Source organism: Escherichia sp. E4702, assembly GCF_963883545.1.
Classification (GTDB): domain Bacteria; phylum Pseudomonadota; class Gammaproteobacteria; order Enterobacterales; family Enterobacteriaceae; genus Escherichia.
Genome location: NZ_CAWORF010000003.1, coordinates 72,711 through 91,469, shown reverse-complemented (window position 1 = coordinate 91,469; position 18,759 = coordinate 72,711). Strand labels below are relative to the sequence as shown.

Here is an 18,759-nt window from a genome sequence, read left to right as displayed (position 1 = left end):
AGTGTTATTTCTTTAGTATCAGATAATAAGTTGCTATTCAAAATTTTAAGAAATAATTAATGGCGAATCATTTCAATCATTAATACATTCATATTGTGAATTTATTAAGTTAATGTATTTCAATATTCAATATTTTGAGCATTCCATGAACAATTTTCCGTGCTGATTATTTTTGATAATCAGCACGGGTTTGCGAAAAAGTCTATTACTCTTTCAGCACAATTAACGGTTCAATATCACTCTCTTTTTTGATGACCAGAGATTCATCGCCGCGCAAACACGTCCCGCCGTAGTTGCCGCCCACGGTGAAGGTACATACCTGAATGTATTTACCGTCCACTTTTGGCAGGCACCACAGTTGCTGGTAGATATTTTTCTGCTCGGCAAATTTACCGCTGGTTTGGTCGAGCACCTCTTCATGATGGCTGACCAGGTCGATATTGCTACCACAGCGACCGGCAATCGGTTTCACGGCGTAACCAGTTTTCACCAGTTCATCATTAACAGTGAAATCGGTATCCAGCAGATAACGATGATGCGGGAACAGCGACCAGAGAATTGGCAGAATCGCTTTGTTGCCAGGGATCACCGTCCATAGCGGTTCAAAGACCAGCACTTCCGGGCGTAGCAGAACGTCGATCAGGCGCACTTCATTTTGCGGGTGACCAGTGCGAATTGGCACCGCAGCAAATTCACGGTCACTGACTTCACGAATCTGATCAAACGCCGTTTCCCACGCCCAGGTCTTCCACACGCAGTTAACCAGTCGCCCTTCCCCATCAATCAGTTGTCCGGCAGCATCCCAGCCCAGTTCATCTAGCCCGCGCAAGATACGCGTTTCAAAGCCCGCCTGTTGCAGCGCCTGCTCCATAAACTGCGCGTGATAGTTTTCCTCGATATCTTTGTCCTGCATGATATGGACAAATGGACGCGCGCGACTGTGTTTCCACGCGCCAGCCAGTTCGTTAATCAGCCCTTCCGCCGGATTGAAGCCATTGCCTTTATAGCCCTGCTCCGCCCAGCGTTCGAGGATCAAGCCCGCTTCAGTATGACAAGAGGCTGAATCGGCGTTGTATTCATAGACCTTCAGGCCACGTTCATCCATACAGAAATCCATACGACCGGTGATCATATGGTGGCGACGACGCTGCCAGGAGAGGCGCAAACGCGGCCAGAGGATTTTCGGAATGTCGAACAACGCCAGCAGGTTGTCATCTTTCAGCACTTTATCGGTGGCGTGAAGATACATCAGGTGCAGCTCGTTGGTGGCTTTAACCAGTTCCTGTTCGGCGCTCTCCGTAATGGTGTAGTAATGATACGGATCCTGATTGATCACCTGACCGTTGGCCTGCACGTAGGCGTTTTGCAGCGGATCTTTTTCATCCAGCCATTTACCGTCAAACTGGCCTTTGTCTTCCAGGCGCGCTCCGCTGATCTTCAACAAATCGCCTGCGATTTCCGGCTGCGGTAAGCTGTATTCAGTATCTTCCGTCTGGATCATCCAGCCCAGAATAGTGGTGTCATCGAAGGTGTCTTTGAGGGTATAGCAGCCGTTTTCTACCACCATCTCCAGCTCGCGCGTCCACTGTTGCCCTTGCGGCAACGGGGAATGAATCACGTTCTGTTCCGCAATACGGACTTTGTTGCCATGCAATTGGGTAATGATGGCGACATGGCCGGTGTCTTTAAATTCACCGCCTTTATCCCAGATAAGAAGCGCGCCCGCGACCGGCGCACGCGGCGAACCGTTAGGAAATGCCTGCAATGGCAGAATGTTGTCATTAACCACTTCACGCAGGAAGCGCAGCGAGAAAATCTCCCACGCCATGCCCACGTCAGTGAAGACCACACCGTAGTTCAGAAAGAGAAAACGGCGAGCAAACTCAACGCATTGCCATTTGTGGCCCATATATTCGTCGTCGATATAGCTACGGAATACGGCGTCATCTTCGTATTCCTGCGGATCGAGAGAACTGTAATCTGAAGAGTAGATTGCTACACCACCGGGGGCGTAGCCCAATAACGTCCCGAACGGGGCATCCTGGCTGGTCGTTCCTTTGCTCATCACTTTACCTTTAACAATACAACCTAAGCAGTTGGCGTAATTGTTGTGCTCTGATTACCTGCTCAGCGACATTAACCGGACAGAGGTTAGACTTATCATACACCTCAACGCAGCGGCTGGCGCAAAGGGTTAAAAAATTCACATTCTGCACAGCAAGTGACCTGCTACACTGCTTCAACACTACCACTCAGAAGGCAACTCACTATGGCAGACAATACTTATCAGCCCGCGAAAGTCTGGACGTGGGATAAATCCGCTGGCGGCGCGTTCGCCAATATCAATCGCCCGGTTTCTGGTCCGACACATGAAAAAACGCTGCCCGTTGGCAAACACCCATTGCAACTCTATTCGCTGGGAACGCCGAACGGTCAGAAAGTAACGATTATGCTTGAGGAGCTGCTGGCGCTGGGCGTCACCGGCGCAGAGTACGACGCGTGGCTGATTCGCATTGGCGATGGCGATCAATTCTCCAGCGGTTTTGTCGAAGTGAACCCGAACTCGAAAATTCCCGCTCTGCGCGATCATACACATAACCCGCCGATCCGCGTGTTTGAGTCAGGATCGATTCTGCTTTATCTGGCCGAGAAATTTGGCTACTTCCTGCCGCAGGATCTGGCGAAGCGAACTGAAACGATGAACTGGTTGTTCTGGTTACAGGGCGCTGCGCCGTTCCTCGGCGGTGGTTTTGGTCACTTTTATCATTACGCGCCAGTGAAAATTGAGTACGCCATTAACCGCTTTACCATGGAAGCCAAGCGCCTGCTCGACGTGCTGGATAAGCAACTGGCGCAGCATAAGTTTGTTGCGGGCGATGAGTACACCATTGCGGATATGGCGATTTGGCCGTGGTTTGGCAACGTGGTGTTAGGCGGCGTGTATGATGCCGCAGAGTTTCTTGATGCGGGCAGTTATAAGCACGTGCAACGCTGGGCGAAAGAAGTGGGCGAACGTCCGGCAGTGAAACGTGGGCGTATTGTTAACCGCACCAACGGACCGCTGAACGAGCAGTTGCATGAACGCCATGACGCCAGTGATTTCGAGACAAATACGGAAGATAAGCGCCAGGGGTAATGGTTACCGTTCGTCGCAGCAAGCCATCCAGACCAATGTAGGCCGGATAAGGCGTTCACGCCGCATCCGGCAATCAGGCACAATGCCTGATGCGACGCTCGCGCGTCTTATCAGGCCTACGAAAGCATCCGGCTTTAATCATCACGCGCTGGTAATGTCGTAATCCATTTGGCGCAGCGCGTCTAATGTGGCTTTGGCTTCATCTTCGTCGATGATGCTCATGGCAAATCCGACGTGCACCAGTACCCACTGGCCCAGCAGATCGGCAGGGTTACCTTCGCAAATCAGGGCGATATTCACGTCACGCTTGATACCACATACTTCAACCTGCGCAAGCTGGTGAATATCTTCACCGACAGCCAGCACCTGGCCTGGAACGCCAATACACATTGTTAACTCCGGTTATTCAACTTCAATACTTTTGACGATCAGCGAATCGCCGGTATCGACACGCAACCGCTCGCCGTGACAGAGCGGGCACTGCGCATCGTGCTGATGAATCTCCACCACCTGGCTGCAATCCCAACACCAGGCCTGGGCGGGTTTATAGACGATATGTAAATCGCACCCTTGCGCCACCGTTCCCTGGCAGACAATTTCAAAACTAAAACGGACGGCGCTCTCCTCAACGCAGGAGAGCGCACCAATTTCCAGCCACACGGCGGTGACGCGCTTAACATCGTGCTGCTCCGCCTGCCGTTGGATAATCTCAACGGCGCTCTGGCAAAGCGACAACTCATGCATTTTCGCCACTCCTGCGACCAAACAGCAGGGCGCGACGCCCTGCATGTGGTACATCCGGATTAGTGACTGGCAGCGAAAGGATCATTCGTGCGCAGTCATCCGTCAGGCGTTGGCCCTCTTCAATCGACATGCTGTGCGAAAGCGGCGATATCAGCGAACAGGAGAGGTATTGCGACACACCGTCCAGTTCGCCAACGGTAAAGGTCATAGTGCCATACGGCAGTTGCAGACCGATTTTTTCACTCACTTTGCGCAGCGGCCAGAGTTGATCCGGGCCGGGGAAGATAACTGCACTCAGCATCCACGGGGTGATCACACACCCCGTCCACTGACCTTCGAACAGCGTAAAATCAGAAACATACACCGGCATTGAAGGATGCAGAAAAGAGAGATCGTGCATCGAACGCCGGGCAATTTCTTCAAACGCTGCCTGTACTTGCGCCTTCGGGGAGGTCTGGAAACCTGCTATCTCTTCAGTCATGAATCGCCTCCCGTGGGATAGCTTCCACGCCAGATTCACGCAGCGCAGCCAGAACCTGCTCAAGCGCAGGTTCAATCATCGCTTCGACCGTCGGCGTCAAGCCGATGTGCGGCTCCAGTGATTCCGGAATTACGCCGACCAGGGTCAGCTTTTTCGGAAACTCGCCGGTGAAGCGCAGGGCCGACAAGACGTCGGCCAGGCCAAGCTGATGCGGAGAGATTTTGTTGGTAAACAACGCCGGAACTTCTTCATCCCGCAGGATCATCATCGTTCCCGGCGCGCTCTTCTTCGACACAATGGCATCCGCAATAATCAGATGATCGCGATTTGCCATGTCGCCAAGCAGCTCCATTCCCGCCGTGCCGCCATCGAGGATCTCAACATAATCCGGCAGAATGTATCGTTGCTCTAACGCTTCAACAATCCGCACACCGATGGCTTCATCGGTCAGCAAAATATTGCCAACCCCTAAGACTAAAATACGCATTACAGAACCTTCACTGAAACCACTTCGTTGCCGTCGGCATCCACTACGTGCACCGCACAGGCCATGCACGGGTCGAAGGAGTGAATGGTACGCACCACTTCCAGCGGTTTATTCGGATCGGCAACCGGTGTACCCACCAGCGACTGCTCGTAAGGACCGACGTCATCATTGAAGTTACGCGGACCAGAGTTCCAGGTTGATGGAACAACCGCCTGGTAGTTGCTGATGATACCGTCTTTAATAACCATCCAGTGAGAGAGCATACCGCGCGGCGCTTCGAGGAAGCCAACGCCTTTGAACTCGCCCGTTGCCGGAATGTTCGGCTTCACAAAGGTGGTGTGATCGCCTTTGCCGATATTGGTGATCAGTGCACTGTATTGGTTTTGCAGGATATCCTGCAATTCGCAGCAGTGAACGGTACGACCAATAATACGGCCCAGCGTGGAGTGCAGCTGCGCCACTTCCAGCGTGTTGCCAGTCAGTTTCTGATAAATCGCAACGATTTCATTCAGTTTGTTCTGGGTAGACTCGCGACCTGCCGCCAGTTTTACCAGCATGTTAGCCAGCGGACCCACTTCTACCGTTTTGCCGTAGAAAGTCGGTGATTTCACCCAGGAATATTTACCGTCGTCAGACCAACCATCATAAGCCGGAATAGTGGTACCTTCCCACGGTGCCTGCGGCGCTTCGTCCTTATACCAGGAGTGCTTCGCGCTTTCCTGAATTCCTTTGATCAGGTATTCATCGGAATGAGAAGTGATCGGACGATACGAGGACAGATCCGCATTCTCAATGTAGCCGCCCGGGAACAGGAAGCTACCGTTTTTGCTGTCGGTCGGGAATTCCGGCACGCTCAGGTAGTTCACCGCACCTTTACCGCGCGTCAGCCATTCCGGGTAGAACGCGGCGATAACTGCGGTATCAACCTTGTAAACCAGCTCAACAAAGTCGCTCAGCTTGTCGATGAAAGACTTGATGTACATCAGGCGCTCAAGGTTCAGCACGCCCAGACCGTCGAGGTTGATCGGGTTCGCGACCCCACCTACCGCCAGGTTCTGAATGTGCGGCGTTTTACCGCCCAGCAGCGCCACGACGCGGTTAGCGTCACGCTGGCACTCCAGCGCTTGCAGGTAGTGCGCTACCGCAATCAGGTTCACTTCCGGCGGCAGTTTCATCGCCGGGTGACCCCAGTAGCCATTGGCGAAAATACCCAACTGACCGCTGGCAACCAGATCTTTGATCTTGTTCTGAACTTTGGTGAACTCTTCCGGGCTGTTCAGATGCCAGGTCGAAACGCCTTTCAGCATTTCGGAGGCTTTGGTTGGATCAGCTTGCAGTGCAGAAGTGATGTCCACCCAGTCCAGCGCCGAGAGCTGATAGAAATGAACGATATGGTCATGCGTGGTGTGCGCAGCCAGAATGATGTTACGGATGTATTGCGCGTTAACCGGAACGTCGATATTCAGCGCACTTTCTGCCGCACGGACGGAAGACAGCGCGTGAGTAGTAGTACATACGCCACAGATACGTTGCACAATCATCCATGCATCGCGCGGATCGCGGTTTTTCACGATCTCTTCCATGCCGCGCCACATGGTACCGGAAGCCCATGCTTTCGAAACGACGCCATTTTCGATTTCGCAATCGATGCGTAAATGCCCTTCAATTCGGGTTACCGGATCAATAGTAATTCTCTGGCTCATGCTTTGCTCGCCTCATGACGATTATGATCGTTTTGTTTTAAAGGAGGAAGTATCGGCAGTAGACGAATGAGTACGATGTAAGCGCAAATCTCAATAGCCACAAAACCAATAGAAATCAACAGTTCTTCCCAGGTCGGGAAGTAGGCGTAACCGCCGCCCGGGTTGAATGCCACCAGCGAATAGGTCAGACGCCAGGTTGCACAACCTAACAGCGCGCTCAGTGCCGACAGGAACAGCATGCGGGAATCATTACGCAGCTTCGCCACACGCAGAACCACCAGCGGGAAGAGCATCAGCAGGACTTCAATCCAGAACATCACGGAGTAGAAGTCACCGGCAAACGCTAACGACAGCTTGTCGCGATAGATAAGCTCGCCAAAGCGCAGCACGATGAAAATCGCCAGCAACACACTGATGGTGTTGGTCAGCTTGACGAACAGACTCTTTTCATCCGGACCGTTGCCACGCAGACCCGCCTGCACCAGCGAACCTTCAAAGATGACAATCGAGAAGCCCATGATGAACGCCGTCAGCAGCGAGAACAGCGGCAACATTTCATAGCTCTGCCACAGCGGATGCACCTTGTAGCCCGCCGAGATCATCAGCGACCCCATTGAAGACTGGTGCATAGTTGGCAGCAGCGCACCGAGCGCGATGATGAAGAACATCACCTTGTTCAGACGCTTGAGCGACACTTTCCAGCCCAGACGTTCAAACAGTGCCGGAGCAAACTCCAGTGCCATCACGCCGATGTAGATGGTCATACAGACCGCCGTCTCGAACAGTACCGAGTTCACGTTGAAGTGACCCGGAATGTAGAAGTACGGCAGGTTCCAGTAGCGACCAACGTCGATGGTGATCGACAAACCACCCAGTGAGTAACCAAACAGACTCGCCAACAGCGCCGGACGCACCAGCGGATGGTATTGCCCACGGTTAAAGACGTATACCGCCCACGCCAGCGCCCAGCCGCCACAGGCGAAGCCGGTGCCGATCAGCAGGTCAAACGCGATCCACACGCCCCACGGGAAGCCGCCGTTCAGGTCAGAGACAGAGCCCAGACCGAACACCAGACGCTTCACAATCAGGAGCATACAGATGACGATTAACGGTCCAAAAATCATGACCGGTTTACTGATGATTTTGCCGCCCAGCGGTTGTGGATCATGACTCATGATCGTCTCCTCCGTCGTGATGGTCGTTTTTGGTGTTGCGACGAACCAGCACGGTTAAGCCCGCCAGCACAGCCAGTGGTAGCATCATGCCTTTATACAGGGTGTGTTGAATATTTTCTGAACGCGCGCCAGTTGAAAGATCGTCCAACTTCGGCAGGTCGAGATTTTCATAAGGCACACCCGTCAGTACCAGAACCTGAGTACCGCCGCCCTCTTTCTCGCCGTACAGATGCGGATAATATTTCGGCACCGTATGCAGGTAAGTGTCGCCAGATTTCAGCGTCTGACGCGGATAGTGGTATTCGCTGCCAGGCTTTAGCGCCAGACGTTTTTTCGCCTCCGCCATCAGCTCTTCACGCGTCCCAAAAATCACCGCGCCCGCTGGGCATACTTCTACGCAGCCAGGCAGACCGCCTTTATCGAGACGTTCCACACCTTTCTGGTTGCACAGTTCGCACTTATGCAGCGCACCAAACGGGTTGTTGTAGTCGTACTTCGGCACGTTGTACGGACAGGCAACCATGCAGTAACGGCAGCCGGTGCACACATCTTTGTCGTAATGGACAATGCCGGTTTTCGGATCTTTTTTCAGCGCAGAGACCGGACACACGGAGACACAGTTCGGATCAACGCAGTGCATACACTGTTTCTTAATGTACGCGTAGCCGTTCTCCTCCTGGTCTTTGTTGACGCCAGTGCCGCTGGTCCACACCTGAATGATGTTATTGGTATACGGCGACAGTTTGTCGTTGTTCGACCAGGTCTGTTCCCCTTGCGGGTTACGTTCAGGGAAGTTGATATCCTGACACTTGGTGACGCAAGCCTGACAGCCTACGCACAAAGTCGAGTCGTACAACATCCCCAGCGATCCCGGAATTGGCGGGCGGTTTTCAGCAGCCGCATGGCTGACAGATGGCAGTGCGCCCGTCAGCAATGCCCCGCAGGAGGCTGCTTTAATAAAATTACGTCTGTTCACGGTTATTCTCCCCGTGAGTCAGCGTTATCTTTCTTTTGCTGACGACCCAGTTCACGCACCGCCATCACGCTGACACCGGCAACCAGCCCAACCACACCGCCGAGCAAACCGATAGCGCCCGCAGAGACGTTGCCGCCTTCTTTAGCGTTGACATCCGGTTTCTGTGAACGCGGAGTCTGGTTTTCGACGTTGGCAAGCTGATGGATGCCTTTATGGAAGCCGATACCTTCTTCGTTACAGCCATAGCATGGGTGACCAATTGCCACCGGCCACACGCCGCCCACGTCGCAGAATTGCAGCGTTGAGCAGTTGCCGTAAGTTTCTGGCCCTTTACAGCCGAGGTGGTACAGGCACCAGCCTTCGCGGTGGCCATCATCACCGAACTCTTTGGCAAAACGACCAGCATCAAAGTGCGGACGACGTTCACAGTGTTCGTGAATCAGACGACCATAGGCGAAGGTCGGACGGTTTTTGTCATCCAGCTTCGGCGGTTTGCCGTAAGTGATGAGGTGCGCAACGGTCGCGAGGAAGTTGTGCGGGTTTGGCGGGCAGCCAGGAATGTTGATTACAGTTTTGCCTGGCAGAACTTCTTGCAGGCTGACTGCGCCGGTTGGGTTAACCCCAGCCGCGGCAACACCGCCCCACGCGGAGCAGGAACCGATAGCGATAATTGCTGCTGCGCCTTCTGCCGCTTTGCGGATGTGGTCCACAATCGGCTCACCGGCAACCATGCAATAAATACCGTTATCTTTTAATGGGATGGAACCATCCACAACCAACACATACTGCCCTTTGTATTTCTCGAGCGCGTTGTGTTTGTTCTCTTCAACCTGATGGCCGAAGGCGGCAGAAAGCACTTCGTGATACTCCAGAGAGATAGTCTCCAGCACGAGGTTTTCTACCGTTGGATGCGTCGCACGAAGCAGAGATTCCGTACAACCGGTGCATTCCTGCGCGCCAATCCAGATAACCGGCGGGCGCTGCGGGTTAGTGACCGATTCGGCCATCTCTGCGGCGGCTTTGCTACTTAACCCCATGGTGGCGGCTAATGCTGCACAAAGCTTCATGAAATCACGACGATTAATGCCGTGAGAATGGATGAGGGTGTTATCTCCAGTCATTTATAGTTATTCCGTTGCGAAGACCTGGCATATATTTTGCCTCAACCGCAAAATCAATAATGCGATCGATGCGCCATTTACCACACATTTATTATGGTTATCATTACAATGATACTGCGGCGGGGCGCTAAAACGAAGGGAATAAGCATTAGTGTAATTAATTAAAGCAAGATAATACGTATGTTTGATCAATTTTCGAGGCGATAACAAGCCATAAAAAAGCGCAACGTAGAACAGGAATTATTCTCACGAAAGAAATCCATTACCATCTCTTTATCCAGCCCATAACGGCGCGTCAGAATACCCGCTTCCCAGGCGCTGAGCTGGCGATCGCCGGTCTTTTCATACATCCGGTGCGAGTAGCCTAATACAAAACCACGTTTATAATCGGCGCAAAATTTAGTCACATAAACTGCACTGTCGGCATGCGTTGCTTTTAATCCCGCCATTAAGCCTTTACCGAAATGGTTATTCATCGTTTACCTCAAACGTTATATATCAGTATATATAGCGATATTTTAGGCAAACTCCGACTTTTACGCACGCTATTTTTTCCTGCACATGTAGGACGTTATCCTTTAAGGGATAAACACTTCAGGAAAGATATTTATCGAACCATGTCAGCGTCCTTTGCCAGGCAAGATCGGCGGCTGATTTGTCATAACGTGGCGTGGAATCATTATGGAATCCATGGTTAACCCCCGGATAAATATACGCTTCATAGACTTTGTTATTGGCCTTCAACGCCGCCTCGTAAGCGGGCCAGCCCTCGTTGATTCGGGTATCCAGTTCCGCGTAGTGGAGCAGTAAAGGCGCTTCAATCTTCGCTACATCGGCAGTGGGTGCCTGACGACCATAAAACGGCACCGCGCAGGCCAGTTCCGGATACGCCACGGCAGCCGCGTTCGAGACACCACCGCCATAGCAAAATCCGGTTATGCCAACTTTGCCCGAGGCTTGGGGATAGCGTTGCATAAACTCAATTGCGGCAAAGAAATCATTCATCAGTTTGGTTGGATCAATCTGCTGTTGCAGTTCGCGGCCTTTATCATCATTTCCCGGGTAACCACCAACGGAACTTAAACCGTCGGGTGCCAGAGCAATGTATCCCGCTTTAGCCACCCGCCGTGCTACATCTTCGATATACGGATTCAGCCCACGATTTTCATGCACGATCACCACAGCGGGTGTTTTGTCGCTCATCTTCGCAGGCTTCACCAGATAACCACGTACCTCGCCGTGACCATTTGGCGAAGGATACGTGATGTACTCAGCGACAATCTCCGGGTCAGTAAACTCCACCTGGGTCGCCCACGCGTAATTTGGCTTGAGCAAATCAAACAACGCTAACGCCGTCATCCCGCCCACCGCGTACTTCGCTGCCAGGTTGAGAAACTCACGTTTTGATATTTTCCCATGAGCGTAATAGTCGTAGTAATCCAGCAACTCTTGCGGAAAATCTTTGGCGGTCAAACGCGGCATCGTTTTACTCCTCAGCTGTTGTTTTTTTAAGCAAAGCATAAGCGTGTGTTTTTGCCCAGTTTTTCGTCACTCTGTGAGCCAGACTACGGGATACGCGCAGGCGAATCGCTAAACTAGAAACATTGTTTCGAAATTGAACGGTGGAAAGGAGAGGTCATGGTCTGGTTAGCGAATCCCGAACGTTACGGGCAGATGCAGTACCGCTATTGCGGAAAAAGTGGTTTACGCCTACCCGCGTTATCGCTCGGTTTATGGCACAATTTCGGTCACGTTAACGCGCTGGAATCACAGCGTGCGATCCTGCGTAAAGCGTTTGATTTAGGCATTACGCACTTTGATTTAGCCAACAATTACGGGCCGCCTCCAGGAAGCGCAGAAGAGAACTTTGGTCGCCTGCTGCGCGAGGATTTTGCCGCTTATCGCGATGAACTGATTATCTCTACCAAAGCCGGATACGATATGTGGCCCGGCCCATACGGCTCTGGCGGTTCACGTAAATACCTGCTTGCCAGTCTCGACCAAAGCCTGAAACGTATGGGGCTGGAATATGTCGATATCTTTTACTCGCACCGTGTCGATGAAAATACGCCGATGGAAGAAACCGCCTCTGCGCTGGCTCATGCGGTACAAAGCGGCAAGGCGCTGTATGTTGGGATCTCCTCTTACTCGCCAGAGCGGACGCAAAAAATGGTCGAGTTGCTGCGCGAGTGGAAAATTCCGCTGTTAATTCATCAGCCTTCATACAATTTACTGAACCGCTGGGTGGATAAAAGCGGCCTGCTGGATACCCTGCAAAATAACGGCGTGGGCTGCATTGCCTTCACCCCACTGGCCCAGGGATTGCTGACCGGAAAATATCTCAACGGCATTCCTGAAGATTCACGGATGCATCGCGAAGGTCATAAAGTGCGCGGCCTGACACCGAAAATGCTCACCGAAGCTAACCTCAACAGCCTGCGGTTATTGAATGAAATGGCACAGCAGCGCGGTCAGTCTATGGCGCAAATGGCGTTAAGCTGGTTGCTGAAAGATGAGCGAGTGACGTCGGTATTGATTGGTGCCAGCCGTCCGGAGCAACTGGAGGAGAACGTGGAGGCGCTGAATAATCTGACGTTTAGCACCGAGGAGTTAGCGCAGATTGACCAGCATATCGCTGATGGCGAGCTGAATCTGTGGCAGGCGTCGTCCGATAAATGACGTATTGATAACGGGCGCGAGAACCGCGCCCGAATCAGATCAGTGATTATGACGAGTTAGTCGGTCAAGATAGCCCATCACAAATGCAGAAAGCACAAACGTCAGATGGATAATGACGTACCACATCAGTTTGTTATCCGGGACATTTTTCGCATCCATAAAGACGCGCAGTAAGTGAATGGAAGAGATTGCCACAATCGACGCTGCCACTTTGTTTTTTAGCGACGTTGCGTCCATTTTCCCCAGCCAGTTCAGTTTCTCTTTGTTCTCGGAGATATCCAGCTGCGAGACGAAATTCTCATAACCGGAAAACATCACCATCACCAGCAAACCGCCAACCAGCGTCATATCCACCAGCGACAGCAACACGAGGATCAAATCTGATTCTGCCATTGAGAAGATATTCGGCAGGACGTGAATAATCTCCTGAAAGAACTTCAGCGCCAGGGCAACCAGCGCCAGCGAAAGGCCAAAGTACACGGGGGCAAGCAGCCAGCGAGAAGCATACATTGCATTTTCAAGAAAACGTTCCATACATTCCTGTCGTGTAGTTAAAACGGGCAACAGTATATCGCAATTGAGTAAACAGCGCGCAACAGCAAATCAACATATACGTTAAACCGTTGTCGCATGATTCTGAGATTTAGGGATCTTCCTGGTTCCCTGATTACCGTGGCGCGTGCGTCTACCCTTAAAGGACGTTGAACCTGAAGGGAGAAAAACGATGTCTCATTTAAAAGACCCGACCACGCAGTATTACACTGGTGAATATCCCAAACAGAAACAACCGACGCCAGGCATCCAGGCCAAGATGACACCGGTACCGGATTGCGGCGAAAAAACCTATGTTGGTAGCGGTCGCCTGAAAGATCGTAAAGCACTGGTGACAGGGGGCGATTCCGGAATAGGTCGCGCTGCCGCCATCGCTTACGCGCGTGAAGGGGCTGACGTGGCGATCAGTTATCTTCCCGTGGAAGAAGAAGACGCTCAGGATGTGAAAAAGATCATTGAAGAATGCGGACGCAAAGCCGTTCTGCTGCCAGGCGATTTAGGCGATGAGAAATTCGCCCGTTCGCTGGTTCACGAAGCGCATAAGGCCTTAGGCGGGCTGGATATTATGGCGCTGGTCGCCGGGAAACAGGTTGCCATTCCTGATATTGCAGAGCTCACCAGCGAACAGTTTCAAAAGACCTTTGCCATCAACGTTTTTGCGCTGTTCTGGCTAACCCAGGAAGCAATTCCCCTGCTACCGAAAGGCGCCAGTATCATCACCACTTCGTCAATCCAGGCCTACCAGCCAAGCCCGCATTTGCTGGACTATGCGGCTACGAAGGCGGCGATTCTGAACTACAGCCGTGGCCTGGCAAAACAGGTCGCGGAGAAAGGTATTCGGGTGAATATTGTCGCGCCAGGCCCTATCTGGACAGCACTGCAAATTTCCGGCGGACAGACGCAGGATAAGATCCCGCAGTTTGGTCAGCAAACACCGATGAAACGTGCGGGGCAACCGGCGGAGCTGGCCCCTGTATATGTTTATCTGGCAAGTCAGGAGTCGAGCTATGTCACCGCAGAAGTGCACGGCGTGTGTGGCGGCGAACATTTAGGCTAAAAAAATGCCCGGTTGTGTGATAGCAACCGGGCATCATTGTGCTTTTAACCTGGCCGGATGCGGCGTAAACGCCTTATCTGGCCTACAAACTTATGAAAACTCAATATGTTGCGATAGATTTTGTAGGCCTGATAAGCGTAGCGCATCAGGCAATTCTCTTTACTTCGCTTTGGCTGTTTCTTCGCCGACCAGACCAATCTTCAGGTAACCTGCCTGATGCAGCTTATCCATTACCTTCATCAACATCTCGTAGTCGACGGTCTTATCTGCACGGAAGAAGATGGTGGTGTCTTTCTTACCTTCGGTTAACGCATTCAGCGCCGTAACCATCGTTTCATCGGTGACCGGATCGTTACCGATAAACATTGAGTTGTCCGCCTTCACCGACAGATAAACCGGTTTTTCCGGGCGCGGCTGCGGCGTGCTGGTAGAAGCAGGCAAGTTCACCTTCACATCTACCGTCGCTAACGGTGCCGCCACCATAAAGATAATCAGCAGAACCAACATCACGTCGATAAACGGCGTCACGTTGATATCATGCATTTCGCCGTTATCGTCGAGGTTTTCGTTAAGATGCATTGCCATCGGACATTATCCTGCGCGTAATTTTTGTGCAACACGAACCGGATGCGCAGCGGCGCTGGCTTCCAGATCCAGGTCACGGCTTTGCAGCAACAATACCTGCGCTGCGACATCGCCAAGCATCGCTTTAAAGCCGCCAATCTGGCGTGCAAATACGTTATAGATAACGACCGCCGGAATCGCTGCCACCAGACCGATTGCCGTTGCCAGCAACGCTTCTGCAATACCCGGTGCAACCACTGCCAGGTTGGTAGTTTGCGTTTGCGCGATACCAATAAAGCTGTTCATGATGCCCCAGACCGTACCAAACAGACCAACGAACGGCGAAATTGCGCCGATGGTAGCAAGATAACCGTTACCGCGGCCCATTTGACGACCTACTGCGGCGACCCGACGCTCAAGGCGGAAACTGGTACGCTCTTTAATACCTTCGTTATCGTCGCTGCCTTCCGACAGTTCCAGCTCATTTTGCGCTTCATTGAGCAAATGCAAGCTTAAGCTTTTGCTACCAAAATCAGCGGCGATATCGCTGGCCTGGTTTAAAGAGCGTGCTTCAGCCAGCAGTTGCTGCTCGCGCTTCAGGCGACGCTTCTGGTTGAAAAACTCTACGCTCTTACTGAAAAAGATTGCCCAGGTGACTACGGAGGCCAAAATAAGCCCAATCATCACGCACTTAACGACAATATCGGCGTGCTGATACATACCCCAGACGGAAAGGTCCGTCTGCATTAAATTATTACCCACTGTGTATCTCCAGGACGCAAGTCACAAAATCTGCGCACAATAATATCAAAACGACGTCGAATTGATAGTCGTTCTCATTACTATTTGCATACTGCCGTACCTTTGCTTTCTTTTCTTTGCGTTTACGCAGTAAAAAAGTCACCAGTACACCTTTTGCGAAATTTTTCTGCTTTATGCCAATTCTTCAGGATGCGCATAACCTCATTCGTGCTAGTTTAGACATCCAGACGTATAAAAACAGGAATCCCAACATGGCAGACAAACAACTTGATACTCAACTGGTCAATGCAGGACGCAGCAAAAAATACACTCTCGGCGCGGTAAATAGCGTGATTCAGCGCGCCTCTTCGCTGGTCTTTGACAGTGTGGAAGCCAAAAAACATGCGACGCGCAATCGCGCCAATGGCGAGTTGTTCTATGGACGGCGCGGAACGTTAACCCATTTCTCCTTACAAGAAGCGATGTGCGAACTGGAAGGTGGCGCAGGTTGCGCACTGTTTCCTTGCGGGGCGGCAGCGGTTGCCAATTCCATTCTTGCTTTTGTTGAACAGGGCGATCATGTGTTGATGACAAATACCGCCTACGAGCCGAGCCAGGATTTCTGTAGCAAAATCCTCAGCAAGTTGGGCGTAACGACATCATGGTTTGATCCGCTGATTGGTGCCGATATCGTTAAACATCTGCAGCCAAACACTAAAATCGTGTTTCTGGAATCGCCAGGCTCCATCACCATGGAAGTCCACGACGTTCCGGCGATTGTTGCCGCCGTACGCAGTGTGGTGCCGGACGCCATCATTATGATCGATAACACCTGGGCTGCCGGAGTGCTGTTCAAAGCTCTTGATTTTGGTATTGATGTTTCTATTCAGGCCGCCACCAAATATCTGGTAGGGCATTCGGATGCGATGATTGGCACTGCTGTGTGCAATGCCCGTTGCTGGGAGCAACTGCGGGAAAATGCCTATCTGATGGGGCAGATGGTCGACGCCGATACCGCCTATATGACCAGTCGTGGCCTGCGTACACTGGGCGTGCGTCTGCGCCAACATCATGAAAGCAGCCTGAAAGTGGCTGAATGGCTGGCCGCACATCCGCAGGTTGAGCGAGTTAACCACCCTGCTCTGCCAGGCAGTAAAGGCCACGAGTTCTGGAAACGAGACTTTACAGGTAGCAGCGGACTATTTTCCTTTGTCCTGAAGAAAAAACTTAATGACGAAGAACTGGCGAACTATCTGGATAACTTCAGTTTATTCAGCATGGCCTTCTCATGGGGTGGGTATGAATCCTTGCTCCTCGCGAACCAGCCAGAACATCTCGCCGCCATCCGCCCGCAAGGTAAGATCGATTTTAGCGGCACCTTGATTCGCCTGCATATTGGTCTGGAAAACGTCGACGATCTGATTGCCGATCTGGACGCCGGCTTCGCGCGAATTGTGTAACATTGCCAAATTTGGACAATTTTGCAGACATTTAATTGTGAATAGTCTTAAATTGTTGCGTCCGGGATCAAGGCGTCCCGGACGATTCAGGAGTACAATAGTCAAATTAAGGCTTAAACGCTGTTCCACAGGAAAGTCCATGGCTGTTATTCAAGATATTATCGCTGCGCTCTGGCAACATGACTTTGCCGCGCTGGCGGACCCTCACATTGTTAGCGTTGTTTACTTTGTCATGTTTGCCACGCTGTTTTTAGAAAACGGCCTGCTGCCCGCCTCATTTTTGCCTGGCGACAGCTTGTTGATTCTGGCTGGCGCATTGATTGCCCAAGGGGTTATGGATTTTCTGCCAACAATCACGATACTGACTGCCGCAGCCAGCCTGGGTTGTTGGTTGAGTTATATTCAGGGGCGCTGGCTGGGTAATACCAAAACGGTGAAAGGCTGGCTGGCACAGCTTCCGGCCAAATATCACCAGCGCGCCACCTGTATGTTTGACCGCCACGGTCTGCTGGCGCTGCTTGCTGGACGTTTCCTCGCCTTTGTCCGCACGCTGCTGCCAACCATGGCGGGGATTTCCGGTCTACCAAACCGCCGCTTCCAGTTTTTCAACTGGTTAAGCGGGTTGCTATGGGTCAGCGTGGTAACCAGTTTTGGCTATGCCTTAAGCATGATCCCGTTTGTAAAACGCCATGAAGATCAGGTGATGACGTTCCTGATGATCCTGCCGATTGCCTTGCTAACCGCTGGCTTGTTAGGCACGCTGTTCGTGGTGATTAAAAAAAAGTACTCTAGTGCCTGACGATTTCCTCCGTTCCCGGTGGCCATGCCGGGAACACATTTAACTCCCCTGCATCGCCCGCATTCTGGCTGCATCTTCTCCCGGCGTCACACCGAAATAACGTTTAAACTCACGGCTAAATTGCGACGCGCTTTCATAGCCGACGCGCATCGCCGCCGCGCTGGCCTTCATGCCGTCGTGGATTATCATCATTCGCGCCTTATGCAGACGGTAATTCTTCAGATACTGCAACGGCGAGGTACTGGTGACAGACTTAAAATTATGGTGGAACGCTGAAACGCTCATATTGGCTTCTGCTGCCAGTTGCTCAACGCTCAGGTTTTCGGTGTATTTATTCTCAATTCGTTTCAGCACGCGGCTAATCAGGCTGAAATGCGTCTGGCGACTGACCAGTGCCAGCAACGCGCCGCCGCAAGGCCCCGTCAGCACATAGTAAAGAATTTCGCGGATAATCTGTTTACCGAGAATGCGCGCATCCAGCGGTCGTTCCATCACATCCAGTAACCGCTCCGCCGCGCATAAAATCTCTTCGGACAATGTAGCGGAATTAATACCGCTGGCAGCCATCGACGGCTGGAAATGTTCATCTTCGCCAATGTCCATCAACAGCTCTTGTAACTGTAAAATATCAACATTGAGACGCACCCCCGCCAGTGGCACCTCTGGCGTGGCATAGGTTTCGCACTCAAACGGCAACGGCACCGTCAGCAGCAGGTATTCATTGGCGTCATAGCGAAACACGCGTTCATTGATATAACCGATTTTATGCCCAGAAAAGAGAATTATGATGCCAGGTTCATACATCACTGGCGTACGCGCACCGGGGTTCTCGCCATACAATAAGCGCACATCAGGCAACATATCTGACAAACTATTTTCTTTATCTTTCAGTCTATTAATTTTATCCGTCAGTAGGCGGCATATCTCTTCACGTTTCATATCGCGTAATTTCTTAGGAATAATGCGGCAATTTGATTGTGCGCAATTTTGTACCATTTCTCCAGTACTCTGGAGAAATAGGCAAGACATTGGCAGAAATGAGCATTGAGAGCCACGGCGCTGGCGACCACAATGAAAAACATCA

At 51.9% G+C, this 18,759-nt stretch carries 20 protein-coding genes; 5 read left to right on the top strand and 15 right to left on the bottom strand.

Translation table 11 applies throughout. The features are described 5' to 3' along the window. Positions 1-205: 205 nt before the first annotated feature. A complete protein-coding gene (gene gss / locus AACU94_RS00975) occupies positions 206-2,065 on the bottom strand; it encodes a bifunctional glutathionylspermidine amidase/synthase (RefSeq protein WP_135488757.1) in 1,860 nt (619 codons plus the stop codon). A gap of 204 nt (positions 2,066-2,269) precedes the next feature. On the opposite strand from gss, the gene yghU reads away from it, so the two are divergent. Then, complete coding sequence (gene yghU / locus AACU94_RS00970; RefSeq protein ID WP_126665286.1) at positions 2,270-3,136, top strand: glutathione-dependent disulfide-bond oxidoreductase; 867 nt, start codon at positions 2,270-2,272, stop codon at positions 3,134-3,136. A gap of 141 nt (positions 3,137-3,277) precedes the next feature. On the opposite strand, the gene hybG is transcribed toward yghU, so the two are convergent. The 10 genes from hybG to yghX form a co-directional block, all read right to left on the bottom strand. Further along, positions 3,278-3,526 (bottom strand): hydrogenase maturation factor HybG, encoded by a 249-nt coding sequence (gene hybG, locus AACU94_RS00965; RefSeq protein ID WP_000334896.1) that lies wholly within the window; start codon positions 3,524-3,526, stop codon positions 3,278-3,280. A gap of 12 nt (positions 3,527-3,538) precedes the next feature. Next, a complete protein-coding gene (hypA, locus tag AACU94_RS00960) occupies positions 3,539-3,880 on the bottom strand; it encodes a hydrogenase maturation nickel metallochaperone HypA (protein WP_000544957.1) in 342 nt (113 codons plus the stop codon). Beyond that, positions 3,873-4,361: a hydrogenase-2 assembly chaperone gene (hybE, locus tag AACU94_RS00955; protein ID WP_135488756.1), complete on the bottom strand. Its 489-nt coding sequence runs from the start codon at positions 4,359-4,361 to the stop codon at positions 3,873-3,875. Before hybE ends, hypA begins: the two co-directional genes overlap by 8 nt. Further along, entirely contained in the window at positions 4,354-4,848 is a 495-nt protein-coding gene (locus AACU94_RS00950; RefSeq protein WP_001221953.1) for a HyaD/HybD family hydrogenase maturation endopeptidase, read from the bottom strand. The genes hybE and AACU94_RS00950 overlap by 8 nt, the downstream gene beginning before the upstream one ends. Then, positions 4,848-6,551 (bottom strand): hydrogenase 2 large subunit, encoded by a 1,704-nt coding sequence (gene hybC, locus AACU94_RS00945; protein ID WP_074524442.1) that lies wholly within the window; start codon positions 6,549-6,551, stop codon positions 4,848-4,850. The genes AACU94_RS00950 and hybC overlap by 1 nt, the downstream gene beginning before the upstream one ends. Next, entirely contained in the window at positions 6,548-7,726 is a 1,179-nt protein-coding gene (gene hybB / locus AACU94_RS00940) for a Ni/Fe-hydrogenase cytochrome b subunit (RefSeq protein WP_000017694.1), read from the bottom strand. Before hybB ends, hybC begins: the two co-directional genes overlap by 4 nt. Beyond that, on the bottom strand, positions 7,716-8,702 hold the full coding sequence (gene hybA / locus AACU94_RS00935) for a hydrogenase 2 operon protein HybA (RefSeq protein WP_001081870.1): 987 nt from the start codon (positions 8,700-8,702) through the stop codon (positions 7,716-7,718). The genes hybB and hybA overlap by 11 nt, the downstream gene beginning before the upstream one ends. A 2-nt stretch (positions 8,703-8,704) precedes the next feature. Next, complete coding sequence (hybO, locus tag AACU94_RS00930) at positions 8,705-9,823, bottom strand: hydrogenase 2 small subunit (RefSeq protein WP_135488755.1); 1,119 nt, start codon at positions 9,821-9,823, stop codon at positions 8,705-8,707. Between the two features lie 188 nt (positions 9,824-10,011). Continuing rightward, a complete protein-coding gene (gene yghW / locus AACU94_RS00925; RefSeq protein ID WP_135488754.1) occupies positions 10,012-10,299 on the bottom strand; it encodes a DUF2623 family protein YghW in 288 nt (95 codons plus the stop codon). 118 nt (positions 10,300-10,417) lie between these two features. Further along, on the bottom strand, positions 10,418-11,305 hold the full coding sequence (yghX, locus tag AACU94_RS00920) for a YghX family hydrolase (RefSeq protein ID WP_135488753.1): 888 nt from the start codon (positions 11,303-11,305) through the stop codon (positions 10,418-10,420). A gap of 156 nt (positions 11,306-11,461) precedes the next feature. Here yghX and gpr point away from each other — a divergent pair, with 156 nt between their 5' ends. Continuing rightward, a complete protein-coding gene (gene gpr / locus AACU94_RS00915; protein ID WP_135488752.1) occupies positions 11,462-12,502 on the top strand; it encodes an L-glyceraldehyde 3-phosphate reductase in 1,041 nt (346 codons plus the stop codon). Between the two features lie 39 nt (positions 12,503-12,541). Here gpr and AACU94_RS00910 read toward each other — a convergent pair whose 3' ends face one another. Beyond that, positions 12,542-13,036: a TIGR00645 family protein gene (locus tag AACU94_RS00910; protein ID WP_000439331.1), complete on the bottom strand. Its 495-nt coding sequence runs from the start codon at positions 13,034-13,036 to the stop codon at positions 12,542-12,544. Positions 13,037-13,226: 190 nt separating this feature from the next. Here AACU94_RS00910 and yghA point away from each other — a divergent pair, with 190 nt between their 5' ends. Then, positions 13,227-14,111 carry an NADP(+)-dependent aldehyde reductase gene (gene yghA, locus AACU94_RS00905; protein WP_135488751.1) on the top strand — a complete coding sequence of 295 codons (885 nt, stop codon included), beginning with the start codon at positions 13,227-13,229 and terminating at the stop codon, positions 14,109-14,111. Between the two features lie 159 nt (positions 14,112-14,270). Here the strand turns inward: yghA and exbD are convergent, their stop codons facing one another. Next, on the bottom strand, positions 14,271-14,696 hold the full coding sequence (gene exbD / locus AACU94_RS00900; protein ID WP_130208035.1) for a TonB system transport protein ExbD: 426 nt from the start codon (positions 14,694-14,696) through the stop codon (positions 14,271-14,273). Between the two features lie 6 nt (positions 14,697-14,702). Then, positions 14,703-15,437: a tol-pal system-associated acyl-CoA thioesterase gene (gene exbB / locus AACU94_RS00895; RefSeq protein WP_130208037.1), complete on the bottom strand. Its 735-nt coding sequence runs from the start codon at positions 15,435-15,437 to the stop codon at positions 14,703-14,705. A gap of 251 nt (positions 15,438-15,688) precedes the next feature. Between exbB and metC the strand changes: the two genes are divergently transcribed. Further along, the gene (gene metC / locus AACU94_RS00890) at positions 15,689-16,876 is read left to right on the top strand and encodes a cystathionine beta-lyase (protein WP_135488750.1); all 1,188 of its coding nucleotides are present in this window, start codon (positions 15,689-15,691) and stop codon (positions 16,874-16,876) included. Between the two features lie 139 nt (positions 16,877-17,015). Next, positions 17,016-17,675: a DedA family general envelope maintenance protein YghB gene (gene yghB / locus AACU94_RS00885; RefSeq protein WP_064529651.1), complete on the top strand. Its 660-nt coding sequence runs from the start codon at positions 17,016-17,018 to the stop codon at positions 17,673-17,675. A 39-nt stretch (positions 17,676-17,714) separates the two neighbouring features. Here the strand turns inward: yghB and yqhC are convergent, their stop codons facing one another. Further along, the gene (gene yqhC / locus AACU94_RS00880) at positions 17,715-18,614 is read right to left on the bottom strand and encodes a DNA-binding transcriptional regulator YqhC (RefSeq protein WP_138158408.1); all 900 of its coding nucleotides are present in this window, start codon (positions 18,612-18,614) and stop codon (positions 17,715-17,717) included. Positions 18,615-18,759: the final 145 nt, after the last annotated feature.